Consider the following 16,816-nt stretch of genomic DNA (forward strand, 5'->3'; position numbering starts at 1 on the left):
CTGCGGTGTATCTGGTACAACGCATTCGGCTTATTGGGGCTGCTTCGCAGCCCAGCGCGGGGCAAGCCCGCTCGCCACAACTGCGCTATCTGCCTGGATTTAGGCGTTGCGGCAAAGTTGTGTAGATCCCTGTCGCAGGCAAGCCAGCTCCCACATTTGATCGGTTTTGGCCGTGGAGTCGAGGTTATTCCAGATGCTCTGGCTTGATCGGGTCGCCAGGTTTTACATCCAGTTGATCGCGTACATCCTTAAACATTGCGTCGTAGTACTTGTGCATGGTCACAACGCTGGCAGTTGCGGGCAGGCCATGATCGTGGGCAATCCGCGTGGCATGGCGGGCGAAATCGAAGGCTAGGTCCTTGGCTAGGAAAAAGGATTCATTGACGGGCTTGTCTTCAATCGTGCCGTGCATCTTGAAGAGCATTCCCTTGCCTTCCTTTGGGTCCTGGCTGACTTCGTAGTCGATGCACAGGTCGTAGCTGTGATCCTGGGCATTGAGCGCGTGGCGTTCGACATGCAAGTGACCGGGTTCAAAAATGGCCATAGGCGTCTCTCCTTAACAAGGCATTGGAGAAGGGCGGCTGCAACAACCGCCCGGGGTGTATTTATAAGTAGGTGATGCCAGGTTTTGCCGTGCTGATACGGGTGCCGGCGGTGCCCTGGACAATGGCTTCGATGTCCGAGAGTGAACCGATCACTGCGGTTTTGCCAGTGTTGCGGGCGAACTCGCAAGCGGCCTGGACCTTGGGGCCCATGGAGCCGGCAGCGAAGCCGAGTTTTTCCATGTCGTCGGGGTGCGCCTGGCCGATGGCTTTTTGCGTCGGTTTGCCGAAGTCGATAAACGCCGCATTGACGTCGGTGGCGATTACCAGCAAGTCGGCTTCCAGTTGCTGGGCCAGCAGCGAGGAACACAGGTCTTTATCGATCACAGCTTCAATGCCCTTGAGCTTGCCGTTCTCGTCATACATGGTCGGGATACCGCCGCCGCCGGCGCAGATCACGATGCTGCTCTTTTCCAGCAGCCACTTGATCGGGCGGATTTCAAAGATGCGTTTGGGCCGTGGGCTGGCCACTACCCGGCGATATTTGTCGCCATCGGGGGCAATCGCCCAGCCTTTTTCGGCGGCCAGTTTTTCGGCTTCGGCCTTGGAGTAGACCGGGCCGATCGGCTTGGTCGGGTTCTGGAAGGCCGGGTCCTTGGCGTCCACTTCGACCTGGGTCAGCAGGGTGGCGAAAGGCACTTCAAAGTCCAGCAGGTTGCCCAGTTCCTGTTCGATGATGTAGCCGATCATGCCTTCGGTTTCGGCGCCCAGCACGTCCAGCGGGTAGGGGGAAACCTGGGTGTAGGCGGCGGCTTGCAGCGACAGCAGGCCGACTTGCGGCCCATTACCGTGGGCGATCACCAGCTCATTACCGGGATGAATCTTGGCAATCTGTTCGGTGGCGACCCGGATATTGGCGCGTTGGTTGTCCGCAGTCATGGGTTCACCACGGCGGAGCAGGGCGTTACCGCCCAGTGCAACGACGATACGCATAATGCAATCCTTCTAGAATTCGGCCTTGTGAACACAGGACAAAATGTAGGAGCGGTTTTGCTCGCGAAAGCGGTGTATCGGCGAAAGATGCAGCGACTGACGCGCCGCCTTCGCGAGCAAGCCCGCTCCCACATTGACTGTGTTTCGACAGTGGGAGCGGTGTTGGTTTAGATATCCGCCAACGCCGACACCAGAATCGCCTTGATGGTGTGCATACGGTTTTCCGCCTGCTCAAAGGCGATGTTGGCCGGGGACTCAAACACCTCTTCGGTCACTTCCACACCGTTGGCCAGGTTCGGATAACGCGCGGCGATGTCCTTGCCGACCTTGGTTTCACTGTTGTGGAACGCCGGCAGGCAGTGCATGAATTTCACCCGAGGGTTGCCCGAGGCCTTCATCATCTTGGCGTTGACCTGGTACGGCAGCAGTTGCTCGATGCGCTCGTCCCACGCTTCCACCGGCTCGCCCATGGACACCCAGATATCGGTGTGGATGAAGTCGACGCCTTTCACCGCCTCTTTCGGGTCTTCGGTGATGGTGATGCGCGCGCCACTTTCCTCGGCGAACTCCTGGCATTGCTTGATGAAGTCAGCATGTGGCCACAGGGCTTTCGGCGCGCCGATGCGCACGTCCATGCCCAGCTTTGCGCCGATCATCAGCAGTGAGTTGCCCATGTTGTAACGGGCGTCGCCCAGGTAGGCGTAGCTGATGTCATGCAGCGGCTTGTCGCTGTGCTCGCGCATGGTCAGGGTGTCGGCGATCATTTGGGTCGGGTGGAATTCAGCGGTCAGGCCGTTGAACACCGGGACACCGGCGAACTTGGCCAGCTCTTCGACGATTTCCTGTTCAAAGCCACGGTACTCAATGGCATCGAACATGCGGCCCAGGACGCGGGCGGTGTCTTTCATGCTTTCCTTGTGGCCGATCTGCGACGACACCGGGTCGATGTAGGTGACGTGGGCACCCTGATCGTGGGCCGCGACTTCGAACGCGCAACGAGTGCGGGTCGAGGTTTTTTCGAAGATCAGCGCGATATTTTTGCCCTTCAGGTGCGGACGCTCGGTGCCGGTGTATTTGGCGCGCTTGAGATCGCGGGACAGGTCCAGCAGGTAGTGCAGTTCGCGGGTGGTGTGATGCATCAGCGACAGCAGGCTGCGGTTGCGCATGTTGAAAGCCATGATGGATCTCCTTAGTAGTCGATAGGGTCGCGGATGATCGGGCAGGTCATGCAGTGGCCGCCGCCACGCCCGCGCCCAAGTTCGCCGGCGCTGATGGTGATGACTTCCACACCGGCCTTGCGCAGCAGGGTGTTGGTGTAGGTGTTACGGTCATAGCCGATCACCACGCCAGGCTCCACGGCCACCACGTTGTTGCCGTCGTCCCACTGTTCGCGTTCGGCGGCGAAGCTGTTGCCGCCGGTCTCTACTACGCGCAGGGCCTTGAGGTTGAGCGCGGCGGCCACGGTATCGAGGAAGTTGGTTTTCTCCCGTTGGATATCGATGCCGTGGGGCTTGCTTTCATCCGGACGCAGGGTGAAGGGCACGATCTGACTCACCACTTCAGGGAAGATGGTCACCAGGTCGCGGTCGCAGAAGCTGAACACGGTGTCCAGGTGCATCGCCGCGCGGGATTTCGGCAGGCCGGCCACGATCACCTTTTCCACGGCCTTGTTCTTGAACAGGTTGCGCGCCAGTTGGCCGATGGCCTGGTGGGACGAGCGCTCGCCCATGCCGATCAAGACCACGCCGTTGCCAATCGGCATCACGTCGCCGCCTTCCAGGGTGGCAGCACCGTGTTGCAGGTCAGGGTCGCCGTACCAGATCTGGAAGTCGGCGTTGGTGAACTCAGGGTGGAATTTGTAGATGGCGCTCGCCAGCAGGGTTTCCTGACGTCGCGCTGGCCAGTACATCGGGTTGAGCGTCACGCCACCGTAGATCCAGCAGGTGGTGTCGCGGGTGAACTGGGTGTTGGGCAGCGGCGGCAGAATGAAGCTTGAGTGGCCGAGGAAGTCGCGGAACATCTCGATGGTTTTGCCACCAAAGCTGCTCGGCAGGTCATCGGCCGACACGCCACCGATCAGGAACTCGGCGATCTTGCGCGGCTCCAGGCTGCGCAGCCAGGAGCCGACTTCATCGGCCAGGCCCAGGCCAACCGTATCGGCAGTGATCTTGCGCTCCAGGATCCAGTCCAGCGCTTCAGGGATGGCGACAATGTCGGTCAGCAGGTTGTGCATTTCCAGCACATCGATATCGCGCTCGCGCATCTTGGTGACGAAGTCGAAATGGTCACGCTTGGCCTGGGCAACCCAGAGCACGTCATCGAACAGCAGTTCGTCGCAATTATTGGGGGTCAGCCGCTGATGGGCCAGACCTGGGGAACACACCATGACTTTGCGCAGTTTGCCGGCTTCGGAATGTACGCCGTACTTAACTTTTTCCGTGGTCATTACAGATCCTCCAGTGAACAAAAAGATTCAGGTGTTACAGGGTCAGGAAGCCGTCGTAGAGCCCATAGGCCGCCACCAGGGCGCCAATGACCACTGCGGCGAAAATCAGCTTCTCGACGTTGGTAAAAATCGGTTTGCCCAGTTCACGCTTGGCCTTGGCGAACAGGATCGCGCCAGGGGCGTAGAGCAGGGCGGACAACAGCAGGTACTTGGTGCCACCGGCATACAGCAGCCAGACCGCGTAGATCAGGGCGATCGCGCCGATGAACAGGTCTTTCTTGCGCTCGGCCAGGGCCGCCTCGTAGGTCTCACCGCGTACCGCCAGCAACAGTGCGTAGGCCGCCGACCACAGGTAAGGCACCAGGATCATCGAGGTGGCGAGGTAGATCAGCGACAGGTAGGTACTGGCGGAGAACAGGGTGATGACCAGGAAGATCTGCACCATGGCGTTGGTCAGCCACAGGGCGTTGACCGGCACATGGTTGGCGTTTTCCTTACGCAGGAACTCCGGCATGGTGTGGTCTTTGGCAGCGGCGAACATGATCTCTGCACACAGCAGCACCCACGACAGCAGCGCGCCGAGCAGGGAGATGATCAAGCCGACGCTGATCAGCACTGCGCCCCAATGGCCGACCACATGCTCAAGCACGGCCGCCATCGACGGGTTCTGCAGCTTGGCCAGTTCCGGTTGAGTCATGATCCCCAGGGACAGAACGTTCACCAGCATCAGGAACAGCAGCACGGTGATAAAGCCGATGACGGTGGCCTTGCCCACATCCGAGCGCTTTTCGGCACGGGACGAGAAGATGCTCGCGCCTTCAATACCGATAAATACCCAGACGGTGACCAGCATCATGTTGCGCACCTGGTTCATCACGCTGCCCAGGTCGGGGTTTTTCAGGCCCCAGATATCAGCGGTGAAGATGTCCAGCTTGAACGCGAACACTGCGATCAACACAAACAGCACCAGCGGCACGACTTTGGCGACCGTGGTGACCAGGTTGATGAACGCTGCTTCCTTGATCCCGCGCAGCACCAGGAAATGCACGGCCCACAACAGCACCGACGCGCCAATCACCGCTGCCGGGGTGTTGCCTTCGCCGAAGATGGGGAAGAAATAACCGAGGGTGCTGAACAGCAGCACGAAGTAGCCGACGTTGCCCAGCCAGGCACTGATCCAGTAACCCCAGGCCGACGAGAAACCCATGTAGTCGCCAAAACCGGCCTTGGCGTAGGCGTATACACCGCCGTCCAGGTCGGGTTTGCGGTTGGCCAGGGTCTGGAATACAAAGGCCAGGGTCAACATACCGACGGCTGTGATAACCCAACCAATCAATACCGCACCGACATCGGCGCTGGCGGCCATGTTTTGCGGCAACGAGAAGATCCCGCCGCCAATCATTGAGCCCACAACAAGAGCCACAAGGGCGCCTAATCGAAGTTTTCCGGGAGATTCAGACATTGTGTGACTCCAATGCAGGAGAAGAGAGATCACAGAATAAAACTGTGCGCTATTCAAACAACTGACTCAGATCACTTCATTGGCACATTCCATTGTGAATTAAAGACTTATGAGTAAATGCTACGGGCGTATAATTACTCGGATAAGCGCATTCCAGAGCTTCTGTCCGTTTGGATAATGCGATATGCGCAAGATGTGGGTGTTTGAAGCTAGCCCTTTTTCACAGATGTGCAAACTTTTTCAAAAGGCTTTGCCAAATACCCCTAAAAGATAAAAGACAAGTGGTATTTAAATTATAAATTTGCCTAAACTCGACTAATTGAAATGTCATTAAGTTATGAGGCGAGCAGTTTTATTCGCTATAGCTAATAAACGTTGCATCTTTTCGATAAATTAGCCGAGTGCACGGTTGTTAGCTCGAAGACGGTTTTATCTGCAGGAGTTTCTATGTCGCAACCGGCACAAAAGCTGCGCCTCAGTGCCCTGGTGGCGTTGGTGGTGGGCTCGATGATTGGCGGCGGGATCTTCTCGTTGCCACAGAACATGGCGGCGCGGGCTGAGGTGGGAGCGATCCTGATCGGTTGGGGCATCACCGCCATTGGTATGTTGACCCTGGCCTTTGTGTTCCAGACCCTGGCCAACCGCAAGCCCAACCTGGACTCGGGTGTGTATGCCTATGCCAAGGCCGGTTTTGGCGACTACATGGGCTTCTCGTCGGCCTGGGGTTACTGGATCAGCGCCTGGATGGGCAATGTCGGCTACTTCGTGTTGCTGTTCAGCACCCTGGGCTACTTTTTTCCGGTGTTCGGCCAGGGCAACACGCCCGTGGCGATCGGCTGCGCGTCGCTGCTGCTGTGGGCCGTGCATTTTCTGGTGATGCGCGGCATCAAGGAGGCGGCGTTTATCAACCAGGTCACGACCGTGGCCAAGATCGTGCCGCTGCTGATGTTTATCGTGATCGCCGCCGTGGCGTTCAAGGCAGACATCTTTACCCGGGATATCTGGGGCCTGGGCAACCCGCAATTCGGTGGGGTGATGGACCAGGTGCGCAATATGATGCTGGTCACGGTGTTTGTGTTTATTGGCATCGAAGGCGCCAGTGTGTACTCGGCACGTGCAGAAAAACGCTCAGACGTGGGGCGCGCCACGGTGATTGGGTTTGTCGGAGTTTTGGCCCTGCTGGTGCTGGTCAACGTGTTGTCTCTGGGGATCATGAGCCAACCCGACCTGGCCAACTTGCAGAACCCGTCATTGGCGGGCGTGCTAGAGCATATCGTCGGTCCCTGGGGCGCGATGTTGATCAGCATCGGCCTGGCGGTGTCGTTGCTGGGGGCGTTGTTGTCATGGGCCCTGCTGTGCGCCGAGATTCTCTATGCCACCGCCCATGACAAGACCATGCCGGCCTTCCTGAAAAAGGAAAATGCCAACCGTGTGCCGGTCAATGCGTTGTGGCTGACCAATGTGATGATCCAGTTGTTCCTGGTGATCACGCTGTTTTCCGCCAGCACTTACACCACGCTGATCTACTTGGCCTCGTCGATGATTCTCGTGCCGTATTTATGGTCGGCGGCCTATGCGGTGCTGCTGTGCGGGCGCGGGGAAACCTATGAGGGCGCCCAAGGCGAGCGGCTCAAAGACCTGCTGGTGGGCGTGATTGCCCTGGGGTATGCGGTCTGGTTGCTGTACGCCGGTGGCTTGAAATACCTGCTGCTGTCGGCGCTGCTGTATGCGCCGGGGGTGATTCTGTTTGCCCAGGCCAAGCGCGAGCAGGGCCAGCCGCTGTTTACCTTGTTGGAAAAGGGGATTTTCAGTTGCGTGATCGCCGGGGCGAGCTTGGCGGCGTATGGGTTGTATAGCGGCGTGCTGAGCCTGTGAGCATGACGGTTGAATGATTGTGCAGGTGAGGGCCTCATCGCGGCATCGGTATCTACACAATTTAAACCCGGGCAGATAGGGCTGTTGTGGCAAGCCCGCTCGCCACGGGGGACTTCGTCAGTTTCTGAAAGTTGTGTAGATACCTATGCTCATCGCAAGGTCACCACTGTGCCCGATGCGCACCCAATTCCCCAGCCGGCAAGTCCCACTGCAGCGGTGTCCCGGTAATAGTGAGCGGTGCCAGCAAACGATGTGCCGGCCCCCAGGCCGTCTGTTCCACCAGCAACCCCTGATCAGCGGGCTGTTCTTCACGCAATGCGGGCTGCTTGCCTTGTCCCGCTTCGACCAACAATTTCGCCGTACGCGCCAGCGACAGCCGTGCCGACGCGCCGTGCCCGCTGCTTAAGCGCTGGGCGAAGGCCTGTATCGCACTGGCGGCCATCAGGTAGCCGGTGGCATGGTCCAGTGCCTGTACCGGCAGCGGCACGGGTTGATCCATTTGTTTGCACTGCATGCCGGCGTGGGCGATGCCGCTGCTCATCTGCACCAGGCTGTCGAAGCCCCGGCGATTGCGCCACGGGCCGCTCCAGCCGTAGGCGTTGAGGCTGACGTCGATCAGGCCCGGAGCAATCTGCCGCAGTGCGGTTGCGTGGTAACCCAGTTGTTCCAACGCATCTGCCCGATAACCGTGAAGCAGAATGTCGGCATCCCTGAGCAGGTTTTCAAATAACTTCCGGTCGGTGGCGTTTTTTAGGTCAAGGCGTGCGCAGCGCTTACCCAGGGTCATTTCCGGTACGACCCCGGGTTCGTTCCAGTCAGGGGCGTCGATGCGCAATACGTCGGCGCCCAGGCCGGCGAGAAAACGACTGGCCACGGGGCCGGCCAGGACGCGGGTCAGGTCCAGGACCTTGACCCCCGCCAGCGGGCGCGCAACGTTGCCGAGCCAGTGGGTTTTACCGGCCGCGTCGAAGCGCTCCCGCGCAACCAGAGGTTCCTGATTGACCGCCAACCCTTGGGGATGAACCTGCCATTGCTGCCAGGTACGCATCTGCGCCGCACAGCCGGCTTCGTCGACAATCGCTTGCTCAAGCTCGCCAGCGTTCCACCGGGCGACCTTGAGCGCCATCGCCGTTCGCTGTGTCGCCTGTCCGAGGACGCGCTCGGCGGCTGCGCGATGGTGTGGGGCGTTGGTGTGCAGGCGAATCCAGCCATCGGCGCAGGCGTAGTCGCCGGCAATCGGGTCCCACAACGGCGGAACGCTCCAGCCCAGTGGGCGCAGGGAGTTGGAGAACCAGAACGAGGCCAGGCGCCGGTCGACGCTGACGGCGGGCAAGCGCGCGGTCTGTTGTTCAAGCAGGCGGGCCACCGCCTGACTCGCCGCACCCATGCTGGCGCAGGCCAACTCGGTGACGGCGAAGGCCGACGGCAGAGCACCGGCCTCTGTGGTCGCCAGCGGTGCGGGCGGTAGATCGAGTGCAAGTTGGATCGATGTGAGCAGATCAGTCATCAGGGGCCCTCCTTAACAGAAGAGCCATCATAGAAGATCTTCAGGGTTGTCCAGCAATCCCCGGTTGCAAGGGCAAATCCAGGGTGGCGATAAAACCGCCCTCGGGGTGGTTGGCCAGGCTCAGGCTGGCGCCGTGACGCTCGGCGGCGCGTCGGGCGATGGCCAGGCCCAGGCCGTGACCTTGGGTGGTTTGCCCGGGGGCACGGTAAAACGGCTCGCCCAGTTTTTGCAGGCACTCGACATCCACGCCCGGGCCGTGGTCGCGCACGCTGATCACAATGCGCTCACCCTCACGCTGGGCGCGCATTTCAATCGGCTGGGTGGGCGGGTTGAAGCGCTGGGCATTGCGCAACAGGTTATCCAGCGCCCGTTCGATCATATGGGGCCAGCCCTTGAGTGTTAGCGCCGGGTCGGCGTGAAGCTGGACCTGCTGGTCCGGAGCGCTGAGCTGGGCGTCCTTTTGCAGGGTACTGAGCAGTCTATTGAGGTCGATGTCTTCGGCGCTGGCGTTGTCGGCGTCGACCCGCGCCAGTACCAGAATCTCGCTGATCAAGGCTTCGAGGCGATCACATTCCAGGGCCAGGCGCGGCCAGAGCTTTTCCCGTGCTTCGGGGGTGGCCCGTTCCGCCAGGGCCAGGGCGATCCGCAGGCGGGCCAGGGGCGAGCGCAGTTCGTGGGAGACATCGCGCAGCAGTTGTCGCTGGCTGCCGATCAGGCTTTGCAGGCGCGCGCCCATGCGATTGAAGTCGGTGGCCAGCACGCCAAACTCATCGCGTCGGTCGGCCAGGCGCGCCAGGCTGTTTTGCTGGTAGGTGGTTTGCCCCAGATCATGCACGGCACCGCGCAGGCGGCTCAGGGGACGGGTGATCGACAGGGTCACCAGCAGGCTGAACAGGGTCAGCACCACCAACGCAATCGCCAGGGCACTCAATGGCCAGAGCAGGCTGCTGCGGTGCCAGGCATCCAGCTCCGGCAGGGCGATGCGGTAGATCAGTAGGTAGGTATCACCGGTCTTCTCGCTGGTGTATTCGGCCGTCAGGCGACGCCAGGGCAGCCGGCCCTCGTGGCTGTCATGCTGTCGCGCTTCGAAGGCGGCGGCACGGCGCGGGAAGGTGCCACGTACCACCGGGTCACCGCTTTCGTTGAGCACTTGCACATCCACGTGGTACTGGCGCTTGCGCTGTTGCAACAGGTCCTGGGCCGCATCCTCGCCTTGGGTTTCGTAGCGCTGGGTCCATTCCTCGGCCAGGTTGGTGAGGCCGGGGTGACGGCTGAGAATCCAAGCATCCTGGTTGAGCATATGCCCAAGCAGGATCGACAGCCCGGCAACCAGGGCGATGGCCAGCCAAAAACTGGCAAGGATGCGCCAGAAGAGTGAACGCACAGGAAACCCTCAAACAGGAAAAGCCCAGTGGCGCGGGCCACTGGGCTGGGAGATTGCTAACGCATTATTGCGCTTTTTGCGGTTGTTGCGCTTTCCAGGCCTGGAACTGCTGCCACTCGGCCTGACGCTCGGCGCGTTTCTTCGCCATTTCGTCGAATTTCTTCTGCTGGTCAGGCTTGAGCAGGGCGCGGATATCCGCCTGGGTTTTCTGCTTGGCGGCGGCCATCTCGTCGTTCATGGCTTTCTGCTCAGCGGCCGGGAGTTTGTCCAGGTACTTTTTGACCAGTTGTTGGCGGCCTTCACGTTGCTCGCCCATCAACTTGCCGATCTGCTGGCGCTGTTCGCGGGTCAGGTCCAGTTGGCTGAAAGGGCCGCCTTTGCCGCGCATGCCGTGTTCACCGCCGTGGCCCGGGCCGCCCATCATGTGGCCTTCTGGGCCGCCCATCGGGCCTGGGCCTTCTGGCATGGCCATGGCAACGGTAGGCAGGGCAGCAGCGAACATCAGAGCGATAAGGGTCTTGCGCATGGTGTTTCTCCTTGTCTCGGTTCCGGTGAGTCCGGATGTGAGTAGATTACGAGGATCAAGGTCAGCGGCGGTCAGGCGAGGGTAAAGCTTGGGTAAAGACGGGTTGGGCGGGGGCTTACAAAGCTTGGGGGCTGGCTTGTAGGCGCCGGCGTGTCGGGGCGTCGCATCGCTGCGAGGGCGCTAGTTAGAATGCCGCTGGGTGTCAGATACCCAGCATCATCGTTAACGACCATCGCAGGCAAGCCAGCTCCTACAAGGGGCCGCGCGCGGCTCCAGGTTTATCAGGGGGTGTAGTAGTAGCCACGGCTGCGCAGGGCGACGATCCGCGGGCGGCCGTCGGCATGCGGGCCGATTTTCTTGCGCAGGTTGCTGACGTGCATGTCCAGGCTGCGGTCATACAGGGTCAGCTTGCGGCCCAGGGCGATCTGCGCCAGTTCCTGCTTGTCCAGTGGCTCGCCTGGCTGGCGCAGCAAGGCTTCCAGCAGACGGCTTTCGGACAGGGTGAGGGTCAGTTCCTGATTATCGATGATCACCACGCCACGCACCGGGCTGAAGCACAGGTCACCCAATTCCAGTTGGGTCGACACCGCCGTCGGATGGCTGCGGCGCAACACCGCCCGCAGGCGGGCGGTGAGTTCGCGGGGGTCGCAAGGCTTGGCCAGGTAATCATCGGCGCCCAGTTCCAGGCCGAGGATCCGGTCCAGGGGCTCGCCCCGTGCCGAGAGCATCAGTACCGGCAATTCCGGATGGTCGGCGCGCAGTTGCTTGAGCAGTTCCAGGCCGCTGCCATCGGGCAGCATCACGTCCAGCACCACGGCCGCCGGCGCTGCCTCGGCCAGGGCCTTGCGGGCGCTCACGCCGTCATGGCAAGCGCGCACCTGGAAACCTTCCTGGCTCAACCAACTGGTCAGCAGCTCACAGAGCTCCTGGTCATCATCTATCAGTAACAGCTCGCTCATGACTCACTCAATTTAGCCATTGTCGACGGCGCCGATGCCCGCCACTGGCGAAGATACCGCACAGCAGGGCAACCAGCGCAACTCCTGCGCCAATCACGAACCATTGCTGCTGGTCGGTGAGCCAGCGGGGCAGGGTGCTGCCTTGTGCGTCCTTGAGTTGCTGGGCCAGGCGCTGGTTCTCCTGGCGCAAGCGGCTCAATTGCGCACTCTCGCGGGCGGCATCGGCAGTTTGCAATTGTTTGCTCAGTTCTTCGCGCAGGCGTTCGCTTTCTTTCAAGCGTTGCTGCAACTCGGTGATCTGGCTGCCGGCACTCAAGGACAGGGGCGTGGAGCTGCCGGTATTCGAGGTTTCTTCAGCCTGGGCCGTAGCCCCGATCGTTAACACTGCCAACAGACACAACTGACTTAAGCGCATCGGAACTCCTGATTCCACACGAATATTCAGAACGTTGTCGGCAGGTTACCGAGAATAATGAGCGATTAGGCGTTTGCCGAACCCAATAGGTTCAGCACCGCTCGGATCAAGGCAGGACTTGCTTGAATGGTTTGATCACGACATCGGCATACACACCGGCCGCTACATACGGATCGGCCTTGGCCCAGGCCTGGGCATCGGCCAGGGAAGCGAACTCGGCCACAATCAGGCTGCCGGTGAAGCCGGCTTCTCCCGGGTCATTGCTATCGACTGCCGGGTGTGGGCCAGCGAGCACGATGCGCCCTTCGGCCTGCAGCACCTTGAGGCGCTCCACGTGGGCCGGGCGCACGGAAAGGCGTTTTTCCAGGGAGTTGGCGACGTCGGTGGCAATGATGGCGTAGAGCATGTCAGTCCTCGGTTTTTGGCGTGGTGGGGTCGGTGTCATGCAGGTGGCGCGACAGGTAGATGCCCTGGGCTACCAGGAACACTACGGTCATGCCCAGGCTGCCGAACACCTTGAAGTCGACCCAGTAGCTCTGGAAGGTAAAGGCCACGAACAGGTTGGCCGCGCCACAGAACAGGAAAAACAGGATCCAGGCGATGTTCAGGCGGGTCCAGATTGGCTCCGGCAGGCTCAAGGCATGGCCCATGATCCGCTTGATCAACAGGCGATCGCCAATGAAGTGGCTGCCGATAAAGGCCAGGGCGAACAGCCAGTTGACCACCGGGGCTTTCCATTTAAGGAAGGTTTCGCTGTGGAAGGCCAGGGTCAGGCCGCCAAAGACCAGGCAGGCGACCAGGGTCAGCCATTGGCTTTTTTCCAGTTTGCGCTGGGAGATGAAGATTGCGCCGTAGACCACCAGGGAGCTGATGATCAGCACCGCCGTAGCGCTGTAGATACCGCCGAACGACAGCTCATGGCCGCCGATATCGAAGACCCGTGGGTCGGTTTTGAAGACGATGAAAAACAGCAACAGCGGGATGAAGTCGATGAATTGTTTCACAGTAAGAGCCAGAAGCTGGATGTGGCGGCATAATAACAAACATCCTTGGTTGCGATAGCGCCAGCTGACTTGAGGTTACACACTCCCGTGAATGTTGATTTGCACTGCCATAGCACGGCCTCCGACGGCGCCCTGGCGCCTGCGGTACTGGTTGCGCGTGCGTTTGAAAAAGGCGTGCGAGTACTGTCGCTGACCGACCATGACACCCTTGAAGGCCTGGACGAGGCGCGTAGTGCCGCCACGGCGCTGGGGATGCACCTGGTCAATGGCGTCGAACTGTCCTGCACCTGGGGCGGCGCGACCATTCATGTATTGGGCTACGGTTTCGACGTCACGGCCCCGCCATTGGTGGCGGCCATCGCCAGTTTGCACGATGGCCGCTGGCTGCGGTCCGAAGAAATAAGCCGCAAGCTAGCCCTCAAGGGCATGCCCAACGCCCTTGAGGGCGCTCGTGCCATCCAGCAGGAGCTGGGCGACAGCGGCAACGCGCCGGCCCGTCCGCACTTTGCCGACTGGATGGTGCGCGCAGGTTACGTCAAGGATCGCGCCGAAGCGTTCCGCAAATGGCTGGGCGCCGGCAAGCTGGGGGACGTCAAGTTGCACTGGCCGACCCTCGAAGACACCGTGGCCACCCTGCGCGCTTCGGGTGCCTGGGTCAGCCTGGCGCATCCCTGGCACTACGATTTCACCCGCAGTAAACGCCGCAAGCTGATAGGCGACTATATTCAAGCGGGTGGCCACGCCATCGAAGTGGTCAATGGGCATCAACCCGCCGAACAGGTTGGCAGCCTGGCGATTCTTGCCCGTGAATTTGGGCTGCTGGTCAGCGCCGGCAGTGATTTCCATGGCCCAGGCGGCTGGTCGGAGATCGGCGAATACCGCCCGGTCCCGGAAGACTTGCCGCTCCTGTCGGGGCGATTCAAGCATGACCCCATTACCGCCACTGTCTGAACAGGTAGAGAACGTGAGTCAATTTTTCCAGATTCACCCGGAAAATCCGCAAGCACGGCTGATCAAGCAGGCTGTGGAGATCATTCGCGCCGGTGGCGTGGTGATCTACCCAACGGATTCCTCTTACGCTATTGGTTGCCAGATCGGCGACAAGAATGCGGTAGAGCGCGTAAGACGCCTGCGCGAGCTGGATAAAAACCACAACTTTGCGCTGATCTGTAGCGACCTGTCGCAACTGGGTCTGTTCGCCAAGGTCGATACCGGCACCTTCCGCCTGCTCAAGGCCCATACTCCGGGGCCCTACACGTTTATTCTGAATGCTACCCGCGAGGTGCCGCGCCTGCTGCTGCACCCGAAGAAGCGCACCATCGGCCTGCGTGTGCCGGAGCACCCCATTGCCCTGGCGCTGCTGGCCGAGCTGGGTGAGCCGCTGATGAGCGTGTCGCTGATCATGCCCGGCGAGACTGAGCCGCTGGAAGATCCCTATGAAATGCGCCAACTCCTGGAAAAACACGTAGACCTGATCATCGACGGCGGGTACGGCGGCAACAAGGCGTCCACCGTGATCAACCTGGCCGACGGCGAGCCGGAGGTGATCCGCGTAGGCTGTGGCGATCCGGCACCGTTCATGGTCGAGGCCTGAATGTCGGCCGTGGAAACCGTCGACAGCCAGGCCGGCGCCCAGCAGGAGCTGCCCTTTGCCATGGTCTACGGCCAGGCGGTCATGGAAATGCCCCTGGACCTGTATATCCCGCCGGATGCCCTGGAAGTCTTCCTTGAGGCCTTCGAAGGCCCGCTGGACTTGCTGCTGTACCTGATCCGCAAACAGAACATCAATATCCTCGATATCCCGGTGGCGGAAATCACTCGCCAGTACATGGGCTATGTCGAGTTGATGCAGTCGGTGCGCCTGGAACTGGCCGCCGAATACCTGGTGATGGCCGCGATGCTGGCCGAGATCAAGTCACGCATGCTGCTGCCACGCTCGGAGACGATCGAGGCCGAAGAGGACGATCCGCGCGCCGAACTGATCCGCCGCCTGCAGGAGTACGAGCGCTTCAAGGCTGCCGCCGAAGGCATTGACGGTTTGAGCCGCGTGGGCCGTGACGTGGTGGTACCCAAGCTCGATGCGCCGGAAGCCCGGGCGCGCAAATTGTTGCCAGATGTGAGTCTGGAAGAGTTGCTGATGTCCATGGCCGAGGTGCTGCGCCGTGGCGATATGTTTGAAAGCCACCAGGTCAGCCGCGAAGCCTTGTCTACCCGCGAGCGCATGAGTGATGTGCTCGAGCGCCTCAAGGGCGGAGGGTTCGTGCCGTTTGTCGAGCTGTTTACCGCCGAAGAGGGGCGCTTGGGCGTGGTGGTGACCTTTATGGCGATCCTCGAACTGGTCAAGGAGTCTTTGGTCGAGCTGGTGCAGAATGAGCCTTTTGCTGCTATCCACGTGCGGGCGCGAGCCGAATAAAGAGCTGAATCGATGAATCTGACTGAACCTCGCGAACTGGCACCGCTGTTGGAAGCCTTCCTCTTGGCCTCGGGCAAGCCGCAATCACTGGAGCGCCTGTTCGAACTGTTTGAAGAGGCCGAGCGCCCGGAGCCGCCGGTATTCAAGAAGGCCCTGGAAATCCTGCGCAAATCCTGTGAAGGCCGGGCCTTTGAGTTGCGGGAAGTGGCCTCGGGCTACCGCCTGCAAATCCGCGAAAAGTTTTCGCCGTGGGTCGGGCGCCTGTGGGAAGAGCGCCCGCAACGCTACTCCCGGGCGATGCTGGAGACCATGGCGCTGATTGCCTATCGCCAGCCCATCACCCGTGGCGAGATCGAAGACGTGCGCGGCGTGGCGGTCAACAGTCATATCGTCAAGACGCTGCTGGAGCGCGAGTGGATCCGCATCGTCGGTTACCGCGACGTGCCGGGCAAACCGGCGATGTTTGCGACCACCAAGGTGTTTCTCGATCACTTCAACCTAAAGAACCTCGACGACCTGCCGCCACTGGCCGAACTGCGGGAAATCGAGGCAGAACCGGTGCTCGATTTCGACGATGCGCCAGTGCCGGCCGGCTTGCAGGAGCTGGCCGATGCCAGCGCCGAGCCGGAAGAGCCCAAGGATGAGACCAGTTTCCACACGCTGCTGCTGGAGCTGGACGATATGGAACAGGGGATCAAGACCGATTTTGATGATTTGCTGCGTGATGGGGCGGTGGAGCCCGAAACGCCGGTGAGCGTTGAAACGGCGCCTGCGGTCGAACCTGAGCCTGAGGAAGACATCCTGGGCGTGGCTGCGGCCCGTGAAAAACTGCTGGCCGCTGTCGCGGCCCTTGAACAACCCGAATTGAGCGAAGAAGAAGCCGAGGCCCGGGCACTGGCCGAAGCCATCGAAAACGAACGCCGCGAATTCGAAGACTGACAGCTCCCACAGAAAAGCCCTGTGCAGTGAGGTAGTGATGAGTTCCACCAAAGACCCCTGTATCAGCCTCTGCAAATTCAGCGACGATATCTGCGTCGGCTGCGGGCGCAGCAAGCGTGAGATCCGGGCCTGGAAGAAGCTCGACAAGGTCGACAAGCGCGCGGTGCTGGCCGAAGCCGGGCTACGGCTGCTCGCCCTGGGTGCCACCGGTCGGCGGAAAAGCAAATGAGCCGGTATATATCGACTAGTCTCTGATGCGCAATACGCGCCATGAGCGTATGATTCGCGACCCTTTGGCGATGCGTTCGCCCAAGACCCCAGTTTCAATACCTTCAGGCCACGCCTGAATCG

General features: G+C 60.7%; 18 protein-coding genes. 6 read left to right on the plus strand and 12 right to left on the minus strand.

The window, feature by feature from the left end; all coding sequences use genetic code 11:
• Positions 1–184: 184 nt before the first annotated feature.
• The 5 genes from HBO09_RS20620 to arcD (HBO09_RS20640) all read right to left on the minus strand — a co-directional run bounded on the left by HBO09_RS20620 (position 185) and on the right by arcD (HBO09_RS20640) (position 5,443).
• Positions 185–544 (minus strand): DUF5064 family protein, encoded by a 360-nt coding sequence (locus HBO09_RS20620; protein ID WP_169998888.1) that lies wholly within the window; start codon positions 542–544, stop codon positions 185–187.
• A 61-nt stretch (positions 545–605) separates the two neighbouring features.
• Positions 606–1,535 (minus strand): carbamate kinase, encoded by a 930-nt coding sequence (gene arcC, locus HBO09_RS20625; RefSeq protein ID WP_029296314.1) that lies wholly within the window; start codon positions 1,533–1,535, stop codon positions 606–608.
• A gap of 167 nt (positions 1,536–1,702) precedes the next feature.
• Positions 1,703–2,713: an ornithine carbamoyltransferase gene (locus tag HBO09_RS20630; RefSeq protein ID WP_010169901.1), complete on the minus strand. Its 1,011-nt coding sequence runs from the start codon at positions 2,711–2,713 to the stop codon at positions 1,703–1,705.
• Positions 2,714–2,724: 11 nt separating this feature from the next.
• The gene (gene arcA / locus HBO09_RS20635; protein ID WP_169998890.1) at positions 2,725–3,981 is read right to left on the minus strand and encodes an arginine deiminase; all 1,257 of its coding nucleotides are present in this window, start codon (positions 3,979–3,981) and stop codon (positions 2,725–2,727) included.
• 34 nt (positions 3,982–4,015) lie between these two features.
• The gene (gene arcD / locus HBO09_RS20640) at positions 4,016–5,443 is read right to left on the minus strand and encodes an arginine-ornithine antiporter (RefSeq protein WP_169998892.1); all 1,428 of its coding nucleotides are present in this window, start codon (positions 5,441–5,443) and stop codon (positions 4,016–4,018) included.
• A 447-nt stretch (positions 5,444–5,890) separates the two neighbouring features.
• Between arcD (HBO09_RS20640) and arcD (HBO09_RS20645) the strand changes: the two genes are divergently transcribed.
• The gene (gene arcD, locus HBO09_RS20645; protein ID WP_169998894.1) at positions 5,891–7,318 is read left to right on the plus strand and encodes an arginine-ornithine antiporter; all 1,428 of its coding nucleotides are present in this window, start codon (positions 5,891–5,893) and stop codon (positions 7,316–7,318) included.
• A gap of 160 nt (positions 7,319–7,478) precedes the next feature.
• Here arcD (HBO09_RS20645) and HBO09_RS20650 read toward each other — a convergent pair whose 3' ends face one another.
• From HBO09_RS20650 to HBO09_RS20680, 7 genes are all read right to left on the minus strand, one after another.
• Positions 7,479–8,825 carry a CoA transferase gene (locus tag HBO09_RS20650; protein WP_169998896.1) on the minus strand — a complete coding sequence of 449 codons (1,347 nt, stop codon included), beginning with the start codon at positions 8,823–8,825 and terminating at the stop codon, positions 7,479–7,481.
• A gap of 40 nt (positions 8,826–8,865) precedes the next feature.
• Positions 8,866–10,209 (minus strand): HAMP domain-containing sensor histidine kinase, encoded by a 1,344-nt coding sequence (locus HBO09_RS20655; RefSeq protein ID WP_169998898.1) that lies wholly within the window; start codon positions 10,207–10,209, stop codon positions 8,866–8,868.
• A 64-nt stretch (positions 10,210–10,273) separates the two neighbouring features.
• Positions 10,274–10,735 (minus strand): LTXXQ domain protein, encoded by a 462-nt coding sequence (locus tag HBO09_RS20660; protein WP_029296329.1) that lies wholly within the window; start codon positions 10,733–10,735, stop codon positions 10,274–10,276.
• A 281-nt stretch (positions 10,736–11,016) separates the two neighbouring features.
• Positions 11,017–11,694, minus strand: a complete 678-nt coding sequence (locus HBO09_RS20665) for a response regulator transcription factor (RefSeq protein ID WP_169998900.1) — start codon at positions 11,692–11,694, stop codon at positions 11,017–11,019.
• Positions 11,695–11,701: 7 nt separating this feature from the next.
• Entirely contained in the window at positions 11,702–12,109 is a 408-nt protein-coding gene (locus HBO09_RS20670; protein WP_070995318.1) for a translation initiation factor 2, read from the minus strand.
• Between the two features lie 106 nt (positions 12,110–12,215).
• Entirely contained in the window at positions 12,216–12,515 is a 300-nt protein-coding gene (locus HBO09_RS20675; RefSeq protein ID WP_169906744.1) for a YciI family protein, read from the minus strand.
• Position 12,516: 1 nt separating this feature from the next.
• On the minus strand, positions 12,517–13,113 hold the full coding sequence (locus HBO09_RS20680) for a septation protein A (RefSeq protein ID WP_169998902.1): 597 nt from the start codon (positions 13,111–13,113) through the stop codon (positions 12,517–12,519).
• A gap of 87 nt (positions 13,114–13,200) precedes the next feature.
• Between HBO09_RS20680 and HBO09_RS20685 the strand changes: the two genes are divergently transcribed.
• The 5 genes from HBO09_RS20685 (at position 13,201) to HBO09_RS20705 (ending at position 16,694) form a co-directional block, all read left to right on the plus strand.
• Complete coding sequence (locus HBO09_RS20685) at positions 13,201–14,064, plus strand: PHP domain-containing protein (protein WP_169998904.1); 864 nt, start codon at positions 13,201–13,203, stop codon at positions 14,062–14,064.
• 13 nt (positions 14,065–14,077) lie between these two features.
• The gene (locus tag HBO09_RS20690; RefSeq protein ID WP_169998906.1) at positions 14,078–14,707 is read left to right on the plus strand and encodes an L-threonylcarbamoyladenylate synthase; all 630 of its coding nucleotides are present in this window, start codon (positions 14,078–14,080) and stop codon (positions 14,705–14,707) included.
• A gap of 120 nt (positions 14,708–14,827) precedes the next feature.
• Positions 14,828–15,526, plus strand: a complete 699-nt coding sequence (locus HBO09_RS20695) for a ScpA family protein (RefSeq protein WP_169851199.1) — start codon at positions 14,828–14,830, stop codon at positions 15,524–15,526.
• Between the two features lie 12 nt (positions 15,527–15,538).
• The gene (scpB, locus tag HBO09_RS20700) at positions 15,539–16,465 is read left to right on the plus strand and encodes an SMC-Scp complex subunit ScpB (protein WP_169998908.1); all 927 of its coding nucleotides are present in this window, start codon (positions 15,539–15,541) and stop codon (positions 16,463–16,465) included.
• A 37-nt stretch (positions 16,466–16,502) separates the two neighbouring features.
• Entirely contained in the window at positions 16,503–16,694 is a 192-nt protein-coding gene (locus HBO09_RS20705) for a DUF1289 domain-containing protein (RefSeq protein ID WP_169998910.1), read from the plus strand.
• The last annotated feature ends 122 nt before the right edge of the window (positions 16,695–16,816 follow it).

This window comes from Pseudomonas sp. WS 5027, assembly GCF_012985695.1.
GTDB lineage: Bacteria > Pseudomonadota > Gammaproteobacteria > Pseudomonadales > Pseudomonadaceae > Aquipseudomonas > Aquipseudomonas hygromyciniae.